General features: G+C 74.6%; 22 protein-coding genes. All 22 read left to right on the top strand.

The features are described 5' to 3' along the window. Nucleotides 1–18: 18 nt before the first annotated feature. The 22 genes from spoIIM to QJR14_07280 all read left to right on the top strand — a co-directional run bounded on the left by spoIIM (nt 19) and on the right by QJR14_07280 (nt 18,976). Nucleotides 19–657, top strand: a complete 639-nt coding sequence (spoIIM, locus tag QJR14_07385; GenBank protein MDI3317421.1) for a stage II sporulation protein M — start codon at nt 19–21, stop codon at nt 655–657. A 162-nt stretch (nt 658–819) separates the two neighbouring features. After that, complete coding sequence (ald, locus tag QJR14_07380; GenBank protein ID MDI3317420.1) at nt 820–1,938, top strand: alanine dehydrogenase; 1,119 nt, start codon at nt 820–822, stop codon at nt 1,936–1,938. Between the two features lie 46 nt (nt 1,939–1,984). Continuing rightward, complete coding sequence (gene xerD, locus QJR14_07375) at nt 1,985–2,857, top strand: site-specific tyrosine recombinase XerD (GenBank protein ID MDI3317419.1); 873 nt, start codon at nt 1,985–1,987, stop codon at nt 2,855–2,857. Further along, nucleotides 2,823–4,232 carry an L-seryl-tRNA(Sec) selenium transferase gene (selA, locus tag QJR14_07370; protein MDI3317418.1) on the top strand — a complete coding sequence of 470 codons (1,410 nt, stop codon included), beginning with the start codon at nt 2,823–2,825 and terminating at the stop codon, nt 4,230–4,232. The genes xerD and selA overlap by 35 nt, the downstream gene beginning before the upstream one ends. A 35-nt stretch (nt 4,233–4,267) precedes the next feature. Next, nucleotides 4,268–5,455, top strand: coding sequence for a D-alanyl-D-alanine carboxypeptidase family protein (locus QJR14_07365; protein ID MDI3317417.1), 1,188 nt, complete (start codon nt 4,268–4,270; stop codon nt 5,453–5,455). Between the two features lie 159 nt (nt 5,456–5,614). Further along, entirely contained in the window at nt 5,615–5,971 is a 357-nt protein-coding gene (locus QJR14_07360) for an STAS domain-containing protein (protein MDI3317416.1), read from the top strand. Beyond that, a complete protein-coding gene (spoIIAB, locus tag QJR14_07355) occupies nt 5,961–6,455 on the top strand; it encodes an anti-sigma F factor (protein ID MDI3317415.1) in 495 nt (164 codons plus the stop codon). Before QJR14_07360 ends, spoIIAB begins: the two co-directional genes overlap by 11 nt. 6 nt (nt 6,456–6,461) lie before the next feature. Further along, complete coding sequence (locus QJR14_07350) at nt 6,462–7,244, top strand: sigma-70 family RNA polymerase sigma factor (GenBank protein MDI3317414.1); 783 nt, start codon at nt 6,462–6,464, stop codon at nt 7,242–7,244. A 261-nt stretch (nt 7,245–7,505) separates the two neighbouring features. Continuing rightward, nucleotides 7,506–7,727 (top strand): dodecin family protein, encoded by a 222-nt coding sequence (locus QJR14_07345; protein MDI3317413.1) that lies wholly within the window; start codon nt 7,506–7,508, stop codon nt 7,725–7,727. Nucleotides 7,728–7,730: 3 nt separating this feature from the next. After that, complete coding sequence (locus QJR14_07340; protein MDI3317412.1) at nt 7,731–8,189, top strand: SpoVA/SpoVAEb family sporulation membrane protein; 459 nt, start codon at nt 7,731–7,733, stop codon at nt 8,187–8,189. Between the two features lie 34 nt (nt 8,190–8,223). Beyond that, complete coding sequence (spoVAD, locus tag QJR14_07335) at nt 8,224–9,252, top strand: stage V sporulation protein AD (GenBank protein MDI3317411.1); 1,029 nt, start codon at nt 8,224–8,226, stop codon at nt 9,250–9,252. Beyond that, complete coding sequence (locus QJR14_07330) at nt 9,249–9,599, top strand: SpoVA/SpoVAEb family sporulation membrane protein (protein ID MDI3317410.1); 351 nt, start codon at nt 9,249–9,251, stop codon at nt 9,597–9,599. The genes spoVAD and QJR14_07330 overlap by 4 nt, the downstream gene beginning before the upstream one ends. Before the next feature lie 111 nt (nt 9,600–9,710). Further along, nucleotides 9,711–11,309 carry a spore germination protein gene (locus tag QJR14_07325; GenBank protein MDI3317409.1) on the top strand — a complete coding sequence of 533 codons (1,599 nt, stop codon included), beginning with the start codon at nt 9,711–9,713 and terminating at the stop codon, nt 11,307–11,309. Between the two features lie 72 nt (nt 11,310–11,381). Further along, nucleotides 11,382–12,752: a diaminopimelate decarboxylase gene (gene lysA, locus QJR14_07320; protein ID MDI3317408.1), complete on the top strand. Its 1,371-nt coding sequence runs from the start codon at nt 11,382–11,384 to the stop codon at nt 12,750–12,752. Then, nucleotides 12,727–13,500: a ScpA family protein gene (locus tag QJR14_07315; GenBank protein ID MDI3317407.1), complete on the top strand. Its 774-nt coding sequence runs from the start codon at nt 12,727–12,729 to the stop codon at nt 13,498–13,500. Before lysA ends, QJR14_07315 begins: the two co-directional genes overlap by 26 nt. Then, nucleotides 13,497–14,096, top strand: coding sequence for an SMC-Scp complex subunit ScpB (gene scpB, locus QJR14_07310; protein MDI3317406.1), 600 nt, complete (start codon nt 13,497–13,499; stop codon nt 14,094–14,096). The genes QJR14_07315 and scpB overlap by 4 nt, the downstream gene beginning before the upstream one ends. Nucleotides 14,097–14,141: 45 nt before the next feature. Beyond that, nucleotides 14,142–14,960: a Ku protein gene (locus QJR14_07305; GenBank protein MDI3317405.1), complete on the top strand. Its 819-nt coding sequence runs from the start codon at nt 14,142–14,144 to the stop codon at nt 14,958–14,960. Next, complete coding sequence (locus tag QJR14_07300) at nt 14,960–15,994, top strand: hypothetical protein (protein MDI3317404.1); 1,035 nt, start codon at nt 14,960–14,962, stop codon at nt 15,992–15,994. Before QJR14_07305 ends, QJR14_07300 begins: the two co-directional genes overlap by 1 nt. An 82-nt stretch (nt 15,995–16,076) precedes the next feature. Further along, a complete protein-coding gene (ligD, locus tag QJR14_07295; protein ID MDI3317403.1) occupies nt 16,077–17,015 on the top strand; it encodes a non-homologous end-joining DNA ligase in 939 nt (312 codons plus the stop codon). 28 nt (nt 17,016–17,043) lie between these two features. Next, on the top strand, nt 17,044–17,733 hold the full coding sequence (deoC, locus tag QJR14_07290) for a deoxyribose-phosphate aldolase (protein ID MDI3317402.1): 690 nt from the start codon (nt 17,044–17,046) through the stop codon (nt 17,731–17,733). Nucleotides 17,734–17,843: 110 nt separating this feature from the next. Next, nucleotides 17,844–18,443, top strand: a complete 600-nt coding sequence (locus tag QJR14_07285; protein ID MDI3317401.1) for a nucleoside recognition domain-containing protein — start codon at nt 17,844–17,846, stop codon at nt 18,441–18,443. Then, nucleotides 18,440–18,976, top strand: coding sequence for a nucleoside recognition domain-containing protein (locus tag QJR14_07280; protein MDI3317400.1), 537 nt, complete (start codon nt 18,440–18,442; stop codon nt 18,974–18,976). The genes QJR14_07285 and QJR14_07280 overlap by 4 nt, the downstream gene beginning before the upstream one ends. Nucleotides 18,977–19,209 lie beyond the last annotated feature (233 nt).

The following is a 19,209-nucleotide window of genomic DNA, read 5'->3' as shown; positions in this document are numbered from 1 at the left end:
GGGACGAGGTGGTCGCCCTTGCGAGCCTTCCGCCCGTTCCGCCGGAGCCTCCGGGCGCTCCCCGCCCTGGGCCCGGCGCTCCTGCTGAGCAGCGCCGTCTTCCTTCTGGCGGTGGCCGGCGGGGCCCTCGCCATCCACGCGCTGGCCCCGGCCCAGGCCGAGGAGGTGGCGGCGATGGTCGACCGCTTCCAGCAGTTCCTGGGCAGCGGGCGGAGCCCCGCAGCCTTGCCGCTCTTCACGCGCAGCCTCCTCGGCGAGATCCGCCTGCTGCTCATCCTCTGCGCGCTCGGCTTCACCGCTTACGGCGGCCCGCTGGTCCTCCTGCTGGTGGCGCTGCGCGGCGCCGACATCGGCTTCACGGTGGCCGCGCTGGTGGCCCGGGCGGGATGGCCGGGCCTCCTGATGGCGGGGACGGCGGTGCTGCCGCAGAACCTGCTGGCGGTCCCCACCTGGCTCCTGGTCTCCGCGGCGGCCGTCCACTCCTCCACGGTCCTGGCGCGCCAGGTTCTCGACCGGCGGGCGCGCCACCTGCGCCGCCCGGAACCGGTGCCGCTGCCGCTCCTCACGGTCCTGGGGGCCGCGGGGCTGGCCGCGGTGAGCGCCGTCCAGGTCTTCGTGGCGCTCCCCTTCGCCCGGGCGGCGCTCTCCCTCCTCTGAGCAGGCTTGGCATGGAAGCGGGCGCCGCGCCCGGGCGGCAGGCGGGCTCGCCGCGGGCGCCGGCCTCTTCCCCGCCGGACAGACTCCCGAGGGCGGGTGCTATACTGCAGTCGGTCTGGAAGGGCTCGGCAGCCAGGCAGAACCCGAAGGGAGTGTCAAGCGGTGAGGATCGGCGTCCCACGCGAGATCAAAGAGGACGAGGCACGCGTCGCGCTCACCCCCGCCGGTGCGGCCGCACTGGTGCACGAGGGGCACCAGGTGCTGGTGGAGAGCGGGGCGGGGCTGGGGAGCGGATTCGACGACGAATCCTACGCGCAACAGGGGGCGACCGTCGTCCCGCAGGCGGCCGACGCCTGGACCCAGGTGGATCTGGTGCTCAAGGTGAAGGAGCCGCTGCCGCAGGAGTTCGCCTACTTCCGGCCCGGGCTGATTCTCTTCACCTACCTCCACCTGGCGGCCGCCCGCGAGCTGACGCTGGCACTCCTGGAGGGGGGCGTCACCGCCATCGCGTATGAGACCGTCCAGCTTCCCGACCGCTCGCTCCCGCTCCTCACCCCCATGAGCGAGGTGGCCGGGCGCATGGCGGTCCAGATCGGCGCCCACTTCCTGGAGGCGCCCCAGGGCGGGAGGGGCGTCCTCCTGGGCGGCGTCCCCGGCGTCCCCCGCGGCGACGTGGTCATCCTGGGCGGGGGGACGGTCGGCGTCAACGCCGCCAAGATCGCGCTGGGCCTGGGGGCGCACGTCACCGTGCTGGACATCGACGCCGACCGGCTGCGCTACCTCGACGACATCTTCGGCGGCCGCATCACCACCCTGGCCTCCAACCGCGGCAACATCGCCGAGGCGGTCCACCGCGCCGACATCCTGGTGGGCGCCGTCCTCGTCCCGGGCGCACGCGCGCCGCACCTGGTCAGCGAGGAGATGGTCCGGACGATGAAGCCGGGCTCGGTCATCGTCGACGTGGCCATCGACCAGGGCGGCTCGGTGGAGACGTGCGACCACGTCACCACCCACAGCAACCCCACCTACGTCCGCCACGGCGTCGTCCACTACGCGGTGGCCAACATGCCGGGCGCGGTGCCGCGCACCTCCACCTTCGCGCTGACCAACGCCACCCTGCCGTACGCCGCGAAGCTGGCGGGGCTGGGATGGCGGGAGGCGCTCCGGCGCGACCCCAGCCTGGCCCGCGGCCTGCAGACCCACGACGGCCGCGTCACCTACCAGGCCGTGGCCGAGGCCCATGGACTCGCCTTCACGCCGGCCGAGACGCTCCTCGACTGAGAGGGCAGGGACGCCCGCGACGCCGGGCGGGGAGGGCGACCCGCGCATGGCCGCCTTCCTCGCCTACCTGGGCGTGGAACGGGCACTCTCGCGGCATACCGTGGCCGCCTACCGGCGGGACCTGGAGGACTTCGCCGCCTACCTGCGGCTGCGCGGCGGGCGCCCGGAGTCGGCGGACTCCGAGGCCATCGCGGCCTACCTCGTCGTCCTCACCGGGAGGAAGCTCGCCCCCACCACCATCGCCCGCCGCGTCGCCGCCCTGCGCGCCTTCTACCGCTTCCTCCAGCGCGAGGGCGTGCGCCGCGACAACCCCGCCCGCGAGGTGGGCCGGCCCGCGCTGCCGCGGCGGCTGCCCCACGTCCTGACGGTGGAGGAAGTGGACCGGCTCCTGGAGACGCCGCCCGCGGCGACGCCGCGGGGCTGCCGCGACCGTGCCATGCTGGAGCTGATGTACGCCAGCGGCCTCCGGGTCTCCGAGCTGGTCCAGCTCAACCTGAACGACCTGGATCTGGAGGAGGAGGTCGTCCGCTGCTGGGGCAAGGGCGCGCGCGAACGGATCGTGCCGGTGGGCAGCCGCGCGCTGGCCGCGCTCCGCCTCTACCTGGAGTGGGCGCGGCCCCGGCTGGCGGGCGGGCGCCGGCAGGAGGCGCTCTTCGTCAACGCCCGCGGCGGCCGGCTGACGCGCCAGGGGTTCTGGAAGCTGCTGCGCGCCTACGCCCGCCGCGCCGGTATCCGGCAGGCGATCACGCCGCACACGCTGCGCCATTCCTTCGCCACCCACCTCCTGGAGAACGGCGCGGACCTGCGTTCGGTCCAGGAGCTGCTGGGCCATGCGGACATCGCCACCACCCAGATCTACACCCACCTGACGAAGGGGTTCATCGATGAGGTCTACCGGCGATCCCACCCCCGGGCCTGAGGCGCGTCTGCGCGACCTCCCGGCCATGCACCAGCTCCTCGCCCATCCCGCCGTCCGCGCCTGGGCCGAAGGCGAGCCGCCCTCGCTGGTCAAGCGCGCCCTCGACCTGGAGCTGGAGGAGGCACGGCGGCGGATCCGCGCCGGCGAGGAGGCGGCGCTCTCGCCCGAGGCGCTGGCGGAGCGCGCCCGGCGGCGCTTCCTGGCGCTCAGCCGGCCCGTCCTCCGCCCGGTGATCAACGCCACCGGCGTCATCCTCCACACCAACCTCGGCCGCGCCCCCCTCTCGGAGGCCGCCCTGGCGGCGGTGGCCGAGGTGGCCCGGGGCTACTCCAACCTGGAGTTCGACCTGGAGTCCGGCCGCCGCGGCAGCCGCCACACCCTGGTGAGCGACCTGCTGCGCGAGCTGACCGGGGCCGAGGACGGCTTCGCCGTCAACAACAACGCGGCGGCGGTGCTCCTGGCGCTGAGCGCCCTGGCCGGAGGGCGCGAGGTGCTGGTCTCGCGCGGGGAGCTGATCGAGATCGGCGGCTCCTTCCGCATCCCCGACGTGATGGAGCAGAGCGGCGCGCGCCTGGTGGAGGTGGGCACCACCAACCGGACGCGGCTGGGCGACTTCCTGCGCGCCACCGGTCCCGAGACGGCCGCCTACCTGAAGGTCCACCCCTCCAACTATCGCATCGTGGGCTTCACCCAGTCGGTCCCGCTGGAAGAGCTGGCGGCGGCCGCCCACGAGCGCGGCCTCCTGGCGCTGGTGGACCTGGGGAGCGGCTCGCTGGTCGACCTCGGCCGCCTCGGCCTGGCCCACGAGCCGACCGTCCAGGAGGCGGTGGCGGCCGGCGCCGACCTGGTCACCTTCAGCGGCGACAAGCTGCTGGGCGGACCCCAGGCGGGCATCCTGGTGGGGCGGCGCGAGCTGATCGAGCGCTGCCGGCGGCATCCCCTGGCCCGCGCCGTGCGCATCGACAAGATGACGGTGGCGGCGCTGGAGGCGACGCTGGCCGCCTACCGGCGGCCGGAGGAGGTCTGGCGGGAGCTGCCGGCGCTGGCCATGCTGGCCCGCCCCGAAGAGGAGCTCCGCCGGCGGGCCGAGCGCCTGGCCCGGGCGCTGGAGCCCCACCTGGGCCGCGAGCGCGTCCAGCTCCTGCGCGGCGAGTCGCGGGCGGGCGGGGGGTCGCTGCCCGAGGAGCCGCTTCCCACCTGGCTGGTGGCCATCCGGGTGGAGGAGCCGCAGGCGGCCGCGGCCCGCCTGCGCGCCGGCGATCCGCCGGTGATCGTCCGCCTGCAGGAAGGGCGGCTCCTGGTCGATCTGCGCACGGTTCGCGAGGCCGAGGAGCCGGTTCTGGAGGCGGCGCTGGCGGGAATCCCGGCCCCCTGAGGAGGGCAGCCTAAGCGCCCGAGGAGGGAAGGAACGTGCCTCGGGCCGGTCGGTTGAAGCGAGGGGGCCTGGTACTCCTGACGCTGGCCTGGACCGCCGGGACCGCGCTGGTGCCGGTCGGGCGGGTCGCGGCGGCGCAGGTGCCGGTTCCGCCCAGGATCGAGGCGCCGTCGGCGGTCCTGATGGACGCCGCCTCCGGCGTCTTTCTCTACGAGAAGAACGCCCACCAGCGCCGCGCGCCCGCCAGCGTCACCAAGCTGATGACGCTGGACCTGGTGATGGACGCCCTCCGGTCGGGCCAGATCCATCCCCGCGAGATGGTCACCGCCAGCGCCTACGCGGCCAGCTGGGGCGGCTCCAACCTGTACATGTACGAAGGCGAGCAGCTGCCGGTGGACGAGCTGCTCTACGCGGTGGCGGTCGCCTCGGCCAACGACGCCGCCGTCGCCCTGGCGGAGAAGGTGGGCGGCACCTACGAGCACTTCATCCACATGATGAACCAGCGGGCGCGCCAGCTCGGCATGCGGGACACCCGCTACGCCAACGTCCACGGGCTCCCCACGAAGGAGCCGCACTACACCTCGGCCTACGACCAGGCGCTCCTGGCCCGCCACATCCTCCTGACCCACCCGTCGGTCACCCGTTACACGCGGACGTGGGAGTACTGGGTGCGGAAGGGGAGGAAGAACCAGATCTGGCTGACCAACACCAACCGGGGCGTGATCGAGTACCCCGGGATGGACGGGCTGAAGACCGGCTGGACCCACGAGGCCGGCTTCTGCCTGGTGGCCACCGCGGAACGGAACGGGCAGCGCCTGATCGCGGTGGTGATGGGCGCGCCCACGGCCGAGGAGCGGAACAAGGAGATCTACAGGCTCCTGGACTACGGCTTCAACAGCTTCCGGACGGTGGCCCTGGCGCGCCAGGGCGAGCGGCTGGCCCGGGTTGCCGTCGATCGCGGCACCCGGGCGTCGGTCGCCGCGGTCAGCGCCCGCGACGCGGTGCTGACCCTGCCCCGGACGGAGCGGGAGCCGGTCCGCCACGAGCTCCGCCTGCTCCCGCGCCTGCGCGCGCCCGTGCGGAAGGGCCAGGAAGTGGGGCGGCTGGAGGTCTTCCTGGGGCGCCGCCGCGTCGAGACCGTCCCGCTCGTGGCCGGCGAGGGCGTGCCCGCCCTGGGGGCCTGGCAGAGCTTCGTCGCCAGCTGGCAGCGCCTCTGGCCGTGAGCCCGCCCGCCGCCGTGCCCGTGGGGGCGGAGGGCGGAAGCGGGCGAACCCCGTCGAAGAACGGCCCTCTCCGCCGGCGGCCCGCGCGGTCGCCGCGCCAGGAGAGGGCCGCTCCCGTGACGAATGGGTGGCGGACGAGAGGGGGCGTTCGTCACTCGCATGGAGATCCGCGAAAGCTTCGACGGCCGCCGGGTGATCCTCCACCTGGAGGGCGAGATGGACCTGCACACGGCGCCGCTCTTCCGGGAGCGCCTGGAGGAGGCGGTGGAGCGCTACGGAGTCTGCGACGTGGTGGCCGACCTCTCGGCCGTCACCTTCATCGACTCCAGCGGCCTGGGCGCCCTGCTCGGCCGGCACCGGGCGCTCAGGGAGCGCGGCGGCGCGCTCCACCTCCTGGCCCCGGGCGAGCGGCTCCGCTCCATCCTCGACCTGGCGGGTCTGACGCGGGCGCTGGACGTCTGGGAGGAGCTCCCCCGCCCGGCGGAGCGCCGCGAGGTGCGCGCCGATGGCCGGTGAGACCAACCGCTTCGTCCTGGACATGCCCGCCCTCCCGGAGAACGTGGGCCTGGCCCGCCTGGTGGTGGCCGGCCTCGCCGCCCAGCTCCCCTTCACGGTGAGCGACGTGGAGGAGCTGAAGGTGGCGGTCTCCGAGGCGGTGACCAACGTGGTCCTGCACGCCTACGCGGGCACCGACGTGGCCCCGGAGGAACGGCTGCTCCAGGTGCGCGGGCTTCTCTTCCCCGATCGGATCGAGGTGGAGGTGGCCGACTGGGGGCGTGGCATCGAGGACCTGGACCGCGCCCGCGAGCCCGCCTTCACCACGGCGCCCGAGCGGATGGGGCTGGGTTTCGCCTTCATGGAATCCTTCGCCGACGGGGTGGAGGTGGAGTCCCGGCCCGGCGAAGGGACCCGGGTCCGGCTGGTCAAGCGCCTCCAGGCGGAGGGCGCGGGCGCCGCAGGCGTGGCGGGCTCGGGCACGGGCTCGGCCGGCGCCGGGTGAACCGACGTGGCCCCCGCCGAGACGGCGCGTCCCTCCGGGGACGCGCCCGGACGCTCAGGCCCCGGCGGTGAGGGGGACGCGGCCGAGCTCTTCCGTCGCTGGCGCCGGGGGGACCGCGCCGCCCGCGACCGCCTGGTGGAGCTGAACCTGCCCCTGGTCCGCCACCTGGTGGAACGGCTTCCTGCAGGTCGTGGGGAGCGGGAGGACCTCCTCCAGGCGGGCGTGGTCGGCCTGCTCAAGGCGATCGACGGCTATGACCCCGGGCGCGGCACCCGCTTCTCCACCTACGCGGTGCCGACCATCCTGGGCGAGCTGCGCGCCTACCTGCGCACCGCCTCCTCGCCGATCCACGTCTCCCGCGACCTGCGCGAGCTGGCGGAACGGGCCCGCCGCCTGGAGGCGGAGCTGACCCAGGCCCGGGGGCGGAGCCCGAACGTGACCGAGCTGGCCGAGCGACTGGGCGTCGAGCGCGACCGGCTCCTGGAGGCGCTGGCCGCCCGGGAGGGCGTCCGCTCCCTGGACGCTCCCCTGGAGGAAGGGGAACCCGAAGGAAGCACGCTCGCCTCCCTGGTGGGCGGCGACCCGCCCGAGTCCGAGTGGCTCCAGTCGGTCCAGCTCCGCCAGGCGATGGAGCGCCTCGAACCGCGCGAACGCATCCTCCTCCAGCTTCGCTTCTTCCAGGACATGACCCAGCAGCAGGTGGCCGAGCGTCTCGGCCTCAGCCAGGTGCACGTCTCGCGCCTGGAGCGGCGCGCCCTGGAGCGTCTGCGGCGCCTGCTGGCCTCTTGACCCGGGTCGGGCCAGGCCGGGCGGCCGTGCAAGAGCGCGCGGGGCGCCGGCCATACTAGCGCCTGGGTGAAACGGGTGCGGGTGCGGAGGGTGAACCGGGCCGGCCCCCGGGGCCGGGGCCTGCTTCTCGCGACCCTGCTGGCGACGGCGGTGCTCGCCGCGCTGGCTTGGCACGCCCTGCTCCCCGCGCGCACCCGGCCCGACCACGCGGGCGCCGTCCTGGTCCGGACGGAGCCCGCGCTCTCAGGGGAGGTGAGGGCCATGGCCGTCGTCAAGATCATCGAGCTGGTCGGCGAGTCTCCCAACAGCTGGCAGGAAGCGGTGCAGAACGCGGTCACCGAAGCCGCCAAGACCGTCGACCACATCACCGGCGTCGAGGTGCTCAACGCCACCGCCAACGTCCAGAACAACCGGCTGACCGAGTTCAAGGCCAACGTCAAGGTGGCCTTCCTGGTCGACCCCAACCGGCGCGGAGGCGCCTGAGCCATGGAGGCGACCAAGATCGACCGCCTGCGCTTCGAGGAGGCGCACCGGCGCCACACCCCGCCGCGGCCGGTCCTGGCCAACGTCGGCCGCGCCTTTGTGGTGGGGGGGCTGATCTGCCTGCTGGGCGAGGGCGTCCGCCAGGGGATGATCGCCTGGCTGAGGCTCTCGCCCGAGACGGCGGCCACGCCGGCCACGGCGGTGATGATCGCCCTGGGGGCGGTGCTCACCGGTCTCGGTCTCTGGGATCGGGTGGCCCGCTTCGGCGGGATGGGGGCGAGCCTGCCGGTCACCGGCTTCGCCAACGCCATGGTGGCGCCGGCCATGGAGTTCAAGCGGGACGGGTGGGTCTTCGGCGTGGGCGGCCGTCTCTTCCAGCTGGCGGGCCCGGTCCTCCTCTACGGGCTCCTCACGTCGGTCCTCGCCGGGGTCTACTACTACGTCCTCTACGCGCCGCGCTGAGCCGCGGCCGCCGGACGTCGGGAGGGAGAGCGTCGTGCAGGCGGCGGAGCGGAGGGTGGGAACCTTCACCATGGCCTTTCGCACGCCGGTGGCCGTCGAGGCCACCGCCTCGGTGGCGGGTCCCGTCGAGGGGAAGGGACCGCTCGCTGGGTACTTCGACCGCGTGGTGGAGGACAAGCTGTTCGGGCACCCCACCTGGGAGAGCGCCGAGGCGGCCTTCCTCCGCCAGGCGGTGGACCTCATGCTCCAGAAGCGGGGCCTGAAGGGCCAGGACCTGGACTACCTGGTGGCGGGCGACCTGATCAACCAGCTGGGCGCCTCCTCCTTCGCGGCGAGGGCCGTGGACCGGCCCTTCCTGGGGCTCTTCGGGGCCTGCGCCACCTGGGCGGAGGCGCTGACCGTGGGGGCGCTCCTGGTGGACGGAGGGTACGCGCGCCGGGTGGGCGTGGCGGTCTCCAGCCACCACGAGGCAGCCGAACGCCAGTTCCGCTACCCGGTGGAGTTCGGCTACCAGCGCCCGGCCACCGCCACCTGGACGGCGACGGGGGCGGCGGCGGCGCTCCTGGTGGCGGAGGGGGAGGGGCCGCGCATCACGCTGGCCACCGTCGGCCGGGTGATCGACATGGGGGTGAAGGACCCCTTCGACCTGGGCGGCGCGATGGCCGCGGCCGCGGCCGACACGGTCGTCCACCACCTGCGCGACTCGGGACGGAGCCCGGACGACTACGACCTGATCGCCACCGGCGACCTGGGGAGCTACGGGCTGCCCCTCACCGCCGACCTCGTCCGCGACCAGGGCTACAACCTGGGCGAGAGGGCGGTCGACTGCGGCGTCCTCCTCTACGACCGGGCCCAGGGTGTGGGGGCGGGCGCCTCGGGCACCGCCTGCTCGGGGATGGTGACCAGCGGCTACCTCTATCGCGAGATGCTGGCGGGCAACCTGCGCAGCGTCCTGCTGGTCTCCACCGGGGCGCTCTTCAGCCCGACCAGCTACCACCAGGGCGAGAGCATCCCCTGCGTGGCGCACGCGGTCTCCATCGAGTGGGGAGTGGGTGGGCAGTGACCTTCCTCTGGGCTTTCCTGGTGGGCGGCGCCCTGTCGGCCCTGGCGCAGCTGGTGGTGGACGTGGGCCGGATGACGCCGGCGCAGACGCTGGTGGGCTTCGTGGTGCTGGGCGGCGTGGCCAGCGTCCTCGGCCTGTACGCGCCGCTGGTGCGTCTGGCGGGGGCGGGCGCGACGGTGCCGCTGACCGGCTTCGGCCATGTCCTGGTGCAGGGCACCATCGCCGACATCGCGCGCCACGGGTGGATGGGCATCTTCAGCGGCGGGCTGGAGGCCGCGGCGGTGGGCGTCACCGTCGCCATCGCCTTCAGCTATCTGGTGGCGCTCCTGGCCCAGCCCAAGGCGTGAGACGGCCGGAGGCCGCGCGCGAGGGGTCGCGGAGGGCGGATTCCGGGGCGACGCCATGCCGCAGGCGATGACGGCAGGGTGCGTCACTGCCCCATGCGGCGATCGGGGGAGGTGACCGAGACGGGTCAAGGGGCCCCGAGGGGCCATTCCGGGAGCACCGAGACGGCGGGCCGGGGGAAGGACTGGGCCCTGGAGAAGGTGCCGGCCTCCCTGGCCACGGTCCGCCGCACCCTCGACCGGGAGCTGGGGAGCAGCTTCGACATCATCAAGGAAGAGCTGGAGGTGGCGGGGCGGCAGGCGCTGATCGTGGGCATCGACGGCCTGGTCGACCAGCCGACGCTCCAGCAGGCGGTGCGCAAGCTCCTCCAGGCCAAGCCTCCCGAGGGCGGGAAGCTGGATGCGGACCGGTTGATCCGGGAGGACATCCCCTTCATGGAGGCGCAGGCCGAGTCGAGCTGGGCGCAGGTGATGATGGAGATCCTCTCGGGCGGCGCCGTCCTCTTCGTCGACGGCCTGGAGCAGGCGATCCTGATCGATGTCCGCGGGTACCCGGCGCGCCAGCCCTCCGAGCCGGACCTGGAGAAGGTCCTGCGCGGGCCCAAGGACGGTTTCGTCGAGACCATCATCAAGAACACGGCGCTGGTCCGGCGACGGCTCAGGGACAAGAACCTGCGCATCGAGACCTTCTTCCTGGGGCGCCGTTCGCAGACGCAGGTGGCCATGCTCTACATCAAGGACATCACCCAGCCCGACCTGGTCGACCAGGTGCGCCGGCGCTTGAACGGCGTCCGCATCGACGCGCTGCCCATGGCCGAGCGGAGCGTGGAGGAGTTCCTGGAGGCCCGGGAGCAGGCCTGGTTCCCCTTTCCCCTCGTCCGCCACACCGAGCGCCCCGACGTGGTCGCCGCCCAGCTCCTGGAGGGGCAGATCGCCATCCTGGTGGACACCTCCCCGGTGGCCATGCTCCTCCCGGCCACGCTGCCGCAGCTGATGCAGCACCCGGAGGAGTTCCACGAGACCTCGGTGCCGGGCATGGCCGTCCGTTTCGCCCGCTACCTGGGACTCCTCGTGGCCTGGAGCCTGGTCCCCGTCTGGATCCTGCTGGCCACCCACGTCCACGACCTGCCCGGCTGGCTGCACTGGATCGGCCCGAAGAAGCCGGGGTCGCTGCCGCTGGCGGCGCAGTTCCTGATCGCCGAGACGGGCCTGGAGTTCATCCGCCTGGCGCTCATCCACACGCCCAACGCCCTCTCCACCTCGCTGGGCGTCATCGGCGCCGTCCTGGTCGGCCAGTTGGCCGTCTCCGTGGGGCTCTTCACCGCGGAGGTGATCCTCTACGCCACGGTGGCGGCGGTGGGCACCTTCACCATCCCCAGTCCCGAGCTGGGCAACTCCGTCCGGCTGATGCGCATCTTCCTGATCCTCCTGGTCTGGATCGGCGACTGGTACGGCCTGGCGGTCGGCGCGCTGGCGGAGTTCGCATGGGTCCTCAGGGGCCGCAGCTTCGGCGTCCCCTACCTCTGGCCCTACCTGCCGCCGGACTGGGCCTCCCTCCGGAACGTGGCGCTCCGCCTGCCGGCCCCGCGGACCCGCCAGCGCCCCGCCCGTCTCCAGCCGGTCGATCCGGACCGCCAGCCGGCGATGCAGCCGGCGGGGCGCCGTCTGCCCCAGATCCGGCTCCGGCGGCGGCTTCCCGGGCAGCGAAATTGACCGTCCCCGGCACCCGTGTTAGCATGGCGCCGTCTACCCACGGTCGTGCGAGACGGGAGTGACCCGAACCTCATGGCGCGTCTGCCCTTTCCGGCCGACTGGGGCGACCTGGACGTCGGCGCCGACGGCCACCTCCTGATCGAGGGCCGGGACGCCGTCGATCTCGCCCGCCGGTACGGGACCCCGCTCTATGTCTTCCAGGAGAGCACCTTCCGCCGCCGCTGCCGCGCCTTCCGGGCCGCCTGGGCGCCCTTTCGCGGCGAGGTGGCGTACGCGGCCAAAGCCTTTCTCTCGGTCGGCCTGGTCCACATCCTGCAGCAGGAAGGGCTGGCGCTGGACGTGGTCTCCTCCGGCGAGCTGCGCACCGCCCTGGCGGGCGGCTTCGACGCTGCGCGCATCTACTTCCACGGCAACAACAAGTCCGACCGCGAGCTGGCCCTGGCGCTGGAGACCGGCGTCGGCCACGTGGTGGTGGACAACGCCTGGGAGCTGGACCGGCTGGCCGCCCTGGCGCGCCAGAAGGGGCGCCGCGCCACCATCCTCCTCCGGGTCGCCCCCGGCATCGAGGCGCACACGCACAGCTACGTCCGCACCGGCCAGCAGGACTCCAAGTTCGGCTTCGACCTGGCCAGCGGGCAGGCGTTGGAGGCGGCGCTCCAGGCGGCCTCCGACCCCTGGCTCGAGCTGGAGGGCTTCCACGCCCACATCGGCTCGCAGATCCTGGAGATCCAACCCTACCTGGAAGAGACGGACCTGCTCCTGGACCTCGCCCTGGAACTCCAGCGGCGGAGCGGCTTCCGGATCCGGCGGCTGGACGTGGGCGGCGGCTTCGGCGTCGCCTACCTGCCCGGGCAGGGCGCGCCGCCCGTGCCCGAGACCCTGGCCCGGATCGGCGCCCACGCGGTGGAGGGTGCGGCCCGGCGGGGGCTCGGCCGGATCGCGCTCACCTGCGAGCCCGGGCGAAGCCTGGCGGCGCCCAGCATGGTCGCCCTCTACCGGGTGGGGAGCATCAAGCGCGTCCCCGGCCTGCCCGCCTACGTCGCGGTGGACGGCGGCATGGGCGACAACCCGCGGCCGGCCCTCTACGGCGCCGGCTACGCGGTGGTGGCGGCGGGCGCCGCCGACCGGGAGGGCGGCGAGCGGGTCCGGGTGGTGGGGAAGTACTGCGAGAGCGGCGACTTCCTGGTCCAGGAGGCGCGCCTGCCCGGGCTCGAGCCGGGAGACGTCCTCGCCTTGCCCGCCTCGGGCGCCTACCAGGTGAGCATGGCCTCCAACTACAACCGCTTCCCCCGCCCCGGCGTGCTGGCGCTGGGGCCGGACGGTCACGCGGACTGGCTGCTCCGCCCGGAGACCGAGGAAGAGCTCTGGGCGCGGGACGCCGTGCCCGGCTGGATCGAGGGACGGGTGACCGACGACGGTGACCGGGCCGCTACTGCGTCTTGACCAGTTCGAGGGGCCGCTCGACCTGCTCCTCCGCCTTCTGGAGAGCCGCCAGCTGGAGATCACGGAGGTCTCGCTGGCGGCGGTGACCGACCAGTTCCTGGCCTACCTCGAGGCGGAGCCGCAGCCCGATCCCGACCAGGCGGCGGACTTCGCCGTCATCGCCTCGCGGCTCCTGGAGCTGAAGGCACGGGCGCTCCTGCCCGACGCCCCCGCCGCCGAGCCGGAGGCGCCCGAGGAAGCGGAGCCCGAGGTGGAGGAGCCGCCCGCCGACCTGGTGGAACAGGTCGCCCGCTACCGGAGCTTTCGCGACGCCGCCGAGCGGTTGCGCGCCTGGGCCGAGGAGCGCCGGGACCTGGTCGCCCGGGCGGCACCGGAGCGGCTGGCTCCGCCCGATCCCGGCCAGCTGCTCGACGGCCTCACCCTCGACCGCCTCCTGGAAGCCTTCCGGACCGTCTGGCAGGAGGCGAGCCGGACGCGCGCCGCCGCGGCGCCGGTCCATCTCGAGCCGCTCCGCCTCACCGTGCGCGAGGAGGCGAGGCGGCTGCTGGAGCTGGCACGCCGGCTCGCCTCCTTCCCGTTCTCGGCCTGCTTCCGGAGCCGCGAGCGCCGCCAGGTGGTGGTCACCTTCCTGGCGCTGCTGGAGCTGGTCCAGCGCCGCCAGCTGGAGGCGGTCCAGGAGGCGCCGGGGGAGGAGATCCTGATCCGCTACCGCCCGGCCGGGGAAGCGGATCAGGCGTCGGAGGCATGAACCCGCTGGCGCAGGCGCTGGAGGCGGCGCTCTTCGCGGCGGCGCGCTCGGTCAGCCTGGAGGAGCTGGCGCGGGCGACCGGGGTCGGCGCCGCCGCCGTGGAGGCGGCGCTGCAGGAGCTGGAGGAGGCGCTGGCGGGGCACGGCATCCAGCTGGAGCGCGTGGCCGGCGGCTGGCGCCTGGTCACGCGCCCGGCCCTGGCCGGCCCGGTCCGGGCGGTGCTCGACGCCGACCCGCCCAGCCTCTCGCGCTCGGCCCTGGAGACGCTGGCCATCGTCGCCTTCCGCCAGCCGGTCACCCGCGCCCAGGTGGAGGAGCTGCGCGGCGTCCACTCCGAGCACGCCCTCCGCACCCTCCTCGACGCCGGACTGATCGAGGAGGTGGGGCGGAAGGAGGCACCCGGGCGCCCCATCCTCTACGGCACCACGCGGCGCTTCCTGGAGCACTTCGGGCTGGAGCGCCCGGAGGACCTGCGGGCCGCGCTGGAGGGGGACGGCGCGGCCGGGCGCCGGCAGCTGGAGCTGCCCGCCGCCCGCGCCGGCACCCGGGGCGACGGTGGACCGCTCCCGGCCGCGAATGGCGAGGCGGCCGGGTAGGCCAAGCTGTGCCCGGGCGGGCGAGGAGGGCGCCGGCCCGCCCGGGTGAGCGACGTGCGCAGCATCTGGAAGGGGACCCTCGCCTTCGGCCTGGTCAACATCCCCGTCCGCCTCTACGCGGCGGTGGAGGAGCGGTCGATCCGCTTCCGCCAGCTCCACCGGCCCTGTTCGACCCCCGTCCGTTACAGGAAGACCTGCCCCACCTGCGGCGTCGAGGTGCCGCCCGAGGAGCTGGCCCGCGCCTACGAGGTGGCGCCCGGCCGGTTCGTCGAGGTGACCGACGAGGACCTGGAGGGACTGCCGCTGCCGACGCGCCACACCGTCGAGCTCCTGGACTTCGTGGAGGCGGGCGCGGTCGACCCCGTCGCCTTCCTCCGCGGCTACTACCTGGAGCCCGACGGCGGCGCCAAGGCGTACGCGCTCCTGCGCGAGGCGCTCCGCCGGAGCGGGCGGGCGGGCGTGGCGCGCCTCGGCCTCCGGGAGAAGGAGCGCCTGGCGCTCCTGCGGGTGGCGGCGGACGGGCGGACGCTGGCTCTCCAGACGCTCCTCTACCCCGACGAGGTCCGCTCGCCCGCCGAGCTGGCCATCCCCGGCGAGGTGGAGGTGGATCCCCGGGAGCGGGAGATGGCGCTCCGCCTGGTGGAGATGCTCTCCGCCCCCTTCGACCCGGGCCGCTACCACGACCGGAGCCGCGAGGCGCTGGAGGCGCTGATCGCCCGGAAGGCGCAGGGCGAGCCGCTCCGGGCGCCCGCGCCGGAGCGGCCCACGGGCGTGGAGGAGCTGACCCGGGCGCTGGAGGAGAGCCTGCGCGCGGCCGAGAGCCGGCGGGACGGTCGGGCGGCCGAGCCGGCCGGCGTGCGCTGATGGAGGCCACGGCCGGCGGCGTGGAGCGGGACGGGTGGTGGGCGCCGCCGGGCTTCCTTCCCATGGAGCCGGTCCTGGTCCCGGAGCTCGCCCCCCGGCCGGGCTGGGTGGCCGAGGCGAAGTGGGACGGCATCCGCCTTCTGGCCTGGTGCAGCCGGGGGCGCTGCCACTTCCGGAGCCGGCATCTGCGGCCGCTCGCCGGCGGCTGGCCCGAGCTGGCCGCGCTGGGGGAGCTCTCGGACCGGGGGGAGCTCCTCCTGGACGGCGAGCTGGTGGCGCTCCGCCAGGGGCGCCCCTCCTTCCCCGCCGTCCTCAGGCGGCTGGGTCGCCGGGGGCTGCCGGCGCCCGACCAGGCCGGCGAGCTGGTCTACGCCGTCTTCGACCTGATCTACGCCGGCGGCCGGGACCTGCGCCCCCTCCCCTGGGAGCTCCGCCGCGGCGAGCTGGAGCGGCGCCTGGCGGGCCGGGTCTGGTTTCCCGAGGCGGGGGAGGAGCTCTCCCCGGGGTTCGCCCCCGAGGCGAGGCGGTGGCCGGCCGGCCTCCACGTGCTCCTGGCGCCGGCGCACCGGCGGGTGGAGGCGCTATGGCGCGCGGTGGAGAGGGCGGGGTGGGAGGGCGTGGTGCTGAAGCGGCCCGACGCCCCCTACCGCGGCGGCAAGGCGCGCGGCGCCTGGGAGAAGGTGAAGCGGCGGCGGGTGACCGAGGCGGTGGTGGGCGGCTACCGCGCCGCGGCGGGGGAGCTCCGCTCCCTCCTCCTGGGCGCCCTGGACGAGGAGGGCGCCCTCCGTTTCGTCGGCTCGGTCGGCTCGGGCATCGACCGGCGCGTCTCCGAACGCCTCCTCCCCTGGCTCGAGTCCCGCCGGCGGCCCGAGCCGCCCTTCCGCGACCCGCCGCGCTGCCCGGACTGCCGCTGGACCGAGCCGGAGCTGGTGGTCCGCGTCCGCTTCGCCGAGTGGACGCCGGAGCTCCACCTCCGGGCACCCGTCCTGGCAGGCTTCAGCACGCGGCCGCCGGAGAGCTGCCGGCTGGCCTAGCGGCGGCCCGGGAGGAGAGGACGATGCGCCCCACCGAGACCGGGGACGGGAGAAGGAGCGGGCAGGGGAGACGGAAGGGGGTATGGCGCGCTCCGCCCCCTCCGCCGGGCCGCTCCTGCTCGACGCCGGAGGAAGGGAGCTCCGCGTCACCCATCCCGACCGCCTCCTCTGGCGCCAGCCGCCCGTCAGCAAGCGCGCCTACCTGGCCTACCTGGCCCGGGTGGGGCCGCTCATGCTCCCCTGGCTTCGCGGCCGCCCGCTGGTGGTCACCCGCTACCCCGACGGCGTCGAGGCGCCCGGCTTCTACCAGAAGGACCGGCCGGAGGGGACGCCGCCCTGGGTGCGGACCGTGACGCTGACCGGGCGGCGGTCCATCCGCTACGTGGTCTGCGACGACCTGCCCACGCTCCTCTGGCTGGGCAGCCAGGCGGCCATCGAGTTCCACCCCTGGAACGCCCCCGTCGATCACCCCCATCGCCCCGACTGGGCGGTGATCGACCTGGATCCGCAGCCGCCGCTGGCACTCCGGGAGGCGCTGGAGCTGGCGCTCGACCTGCGCCCGCTCCTCGGGGCGCTCGGGCTGCCCGCCTTTCCCAAGCTCTCCGGCGGGCGCGGCCTCCACCTCTTCGTCCCCCTCGAGCCGCGCCACGACGAGCGCGAGGTGCAGCGCTTCGTCCGCTCCCTGGGCGAGCTGGCGCTCCGCCGCTGGCCGGGACGGGTCACCCTGGAGCGCGCGGTGGCGCGGCGCGGTCCGCGCATCTACGTCGACTTCCTCCAGAACGGCCCGGGAAGGACCATGGCGGCGGTCTTCTCGCCCCGGCCCCGCCCCGGCGCCCCGGTCTCCTTCCCCCTCACCTGGGAGGAAGTCGCCCGCCTCGCGGCGCAGACCTCCCCGGATACCACGCGCTACACGCTGCCTACCGTCCCCTCCCTGGTGGAGGCCGGCGGGGGCCGCGCCTGGACCGGCTTCTGGCAGGCCCGGGTGCCGCTCCCCCTGGCGCCGGGGGATGGCCCAGCGTGATCCAGCCAAGCGGGAAAGGGGCCCTTTCGTGTCCGACGATCTGCACCTCTCGCCGCAGGAGAAGGAAGCGATCCTCCGCAGCATCGACCACACCTTCCTCCGGCCGGAAGGCGGACCGGCCGAGATCGACCGGCTCTGCGACGAGGCGCTGGCGCACCGCTTCGGCGCCGTCTGCGTCCAGCCGCTCTGGGTGGCCCGCGCCGCGCGGCGCCTGCGCGGCACGGGCGTCCGCGTCGCCTCGGTGGTCGGCTTTCCCCACGGCGCCCAGACCGCCGAGGTGAAGGCGGCCGAGGCCCGCCGCGCCGTGGCCGACGGGGCGGACGAGCTGGACATGGTGATCGCCTTCGGCGCGCTGCGCGCCGGCCTGGACGACCTGGTGGAGGAGGAGATCCGCGCCGTGGTGGCGGCGGGCGTCCCCGTCAAGTGCATCCTGGAGACGGGCGCGCTGAGCGACGAGGAAGTGGACCGCGGCTGCGACCTGGCCGCCCGCGCCGGCGCCCGCTTTGTCAAGACCTCCACCGGCTTCGGCCCGGGCGGCGCCACGCCCGAGGCCGTCCGGCGCATGCGCGCCCGGGTGGGCGGCCGGCTGGGTGTCAAGGCGGCCGGCGGCATCCGCACGCTGGCCGACCTGCTCCTCCTGCGCGAGGCCGGCGCCGACCGCTTCGGCACCAGCCACGGCGTGGCCATCGCCCGGGAGCTGGAGGAGGCCGCCCGCTGACCGCCCCAGCCGGCCGGCCGAGTCGACCCGCCAGGCCGGCCGCCCCGGCCCCCGCCCCGGTCTAGGAAGCCCCGCCGGCGACATAGACGTCGGGACGGGGGGCGGCGACCGTGCTCAACCTCGTCTGGCTTCTGCTGATCGTCTCCGGCGTGGCGGTGGCGGCGCTCCGGGGCCAGGTGGACGTGGTCACCGACGCGGCCATGACCTCCGCCTCCGGCGCGGTCGAGACCGCCATCGCCCTGGCGGGGGTGATGGTCCTCTGGCTCGGCCTCTCCCGCATCGCCGAGCGTTCGGGGCTGATCGAGGCGCTGGCCCGGGCGATGCGCCCGCTGCTCCGCCCGCTCTTCCCCGGCGTGCCCCCCGACCACCCGGCCATGGGCGCCATGATGATGAACATCGGCGCCAACCTGCTCGGCCTCGGTTCGGCCGCCACCCCCTTCGGCCTGCGCGCCATGAAGGAGCTGGACACGCTCAACCCCGAGAAGGGCACCGCCACCGACGCCATGATCACCTTCCTGGTGCTCAACACCGGCGGCCTCTCGCTGGTCCCGGCGATGATGATCGGGCTCCGCGCCCAGGCCGGCTCCAAGAATCCGGCGGAGATCGTCGGCGCCACCCTGATCGTCTCCCTGGCCGCCACCCTGGCCGGGCTGGCCGCCGACGCCCTGCTCCGCTCGGCCGACCGGCGGCGGGTGCTCCCCCGGCCATGAACGCCCTCGACCTGCTGGCGCGCTGGACGGTGCCGCTGCTCCTGGCCGCCATCCCGCTCCACGGCTACCTGCGCGGCGTCGACATCTACAACGCCTTCATCGACGGCGCGCGGGAGGGCCTCAGCCTGGCCATCCGCGTCCTGCCCTACATCGTCTCGATCTTCGTCGCCATCGGCATCTTCCGCGCCTCCGGCGCGCTCGAGCTGACCACCCACTACCTCCAGCCCGTTCTCCGCCCGCTGGGCATCCCGCCCGAGATCCTGCCGCTGATGATCATCCGGCCGCTCTCCGGCAACGGCGCCCTCGCCCTGACCACGGAGCTCCTCCACCGCTGGGGCCCGGACTCCTTCGTCGGCCGCCTCGCCTCGGTCATCACCGGCAGCACGGACACGACCTTCTACATCCTCAGCCTCTACTTCGGCTCGGTGGGCGTCACCCGCAGCCGCCACGCGCTGGCCGCGGGGCTGATCGCCGACGGGGTCGGCTTCCTGGCGGCGGCGCTGACCGTCAAGTGGCTTTTCGGCGGGGCCTGAGCCGGCCGCCTCGCCCCCGCTCCGCGTCCGGGGCCCGCGCGCGGACGGGCTGTTTCCGCCGCGCGGAATACCGCCGGCACCTTCAAGGCGGGGCCGGACCGTCAAGCCTCTGCGTTGCGCGGATCGCTTTCCGCCGACCCGAATCGGAGCCTCGAAGCCCGCCATCGCAGCATCATCCGCGATGGCATCGGCTCCGATCGACGCTTTCCGTGCACCTCTGCAAGCTACCCGGC

Source organism: Bacillota bacterium, assembly GCA_029961055.1.
Taxonomy (GTDB): domain Bacteria; phylum Bacillota; class Sulfobacillia; order JAIMAT01; family JAIMAT01; genus JAIMAT01.
Note: the sequence above shows the minus strand (reverse complement) of the source record. Positions and strands in the feature narration are given on the sequence as shown.

Coding starts and splice junctions, on each gene's coding strand:
- xerD (MDI3317419.1), top strand. CDS start 1,985: ATGGCCGCCTTCCTCGCCTACCTGGGCGTGGAACGGGCACTCTCGCGG.
- selA (MDI3317418.1), top strand. CDS start 2,823: ATGAGGTCTACCGGCGATCCCACCCCCGGGCCTGAGGCGCGTCTGCGC.
- QJR14_07360 (MDI3317416.1), top strand. CDS start 5,615: ATGGAGATCCGCGAAAGCTTCGACGGCCGCCGGGTGATCCTCCACCTG.
- spoIIAB (MDI3317415.1), top strand. CDS start 5,961: ATGGCCGGTGAGACCAACCGCTTCGTCCTGGACATGCCCGCCCTCCCG.
- QJR14_07345 (MDI3317413.1), top strand. CDS start 7,506: ATGGCCGTCGTCAAGATCATCGAGCTGGTCGGCGAGTCTCCCAACAGC.
- QJR14_07340 (MDI3317412.1), top strand. CDS start 7,731: ATGGAGGCGACCAAGATCGACCGCCTGCGCTTCGAGGAGGCGCACCGG.
- lysA (MDI3317408.1), top strand. CDS start 11,382: ATGGCGCGTCTGCCCTTTCCGGCCGACTGGGGCGACCTGGACGTCGGC.
- scpB (MDI3317406.1), top strand. CDS start 13,497: ATGAACCCGCTGGCGCAGGCGCTGGAGGCGGCGCTCTTCGCGGCGGCG.
- QJR14_07300 (MDI3317404.1), top strand. CDS start 14,960: ATGGAGGCCACGGCCGGCGGCGTGGAGCGGGACGGGTGGTGGGCGCCG.
- ligD (MDI3317403.1), top strand. CDS start 16,077: ATGGCGCGCTCCGCCCCCTCCGCCGGGCCGCTCCTGCTCGACGCCGGA.
- QJR14_07280 (MDI3317400.1), top strand. CDS start 18,440: ATGAACGCCCTCGACCTGCTGGCGCGCTGGACGGTGCCGCTGCTCCTG.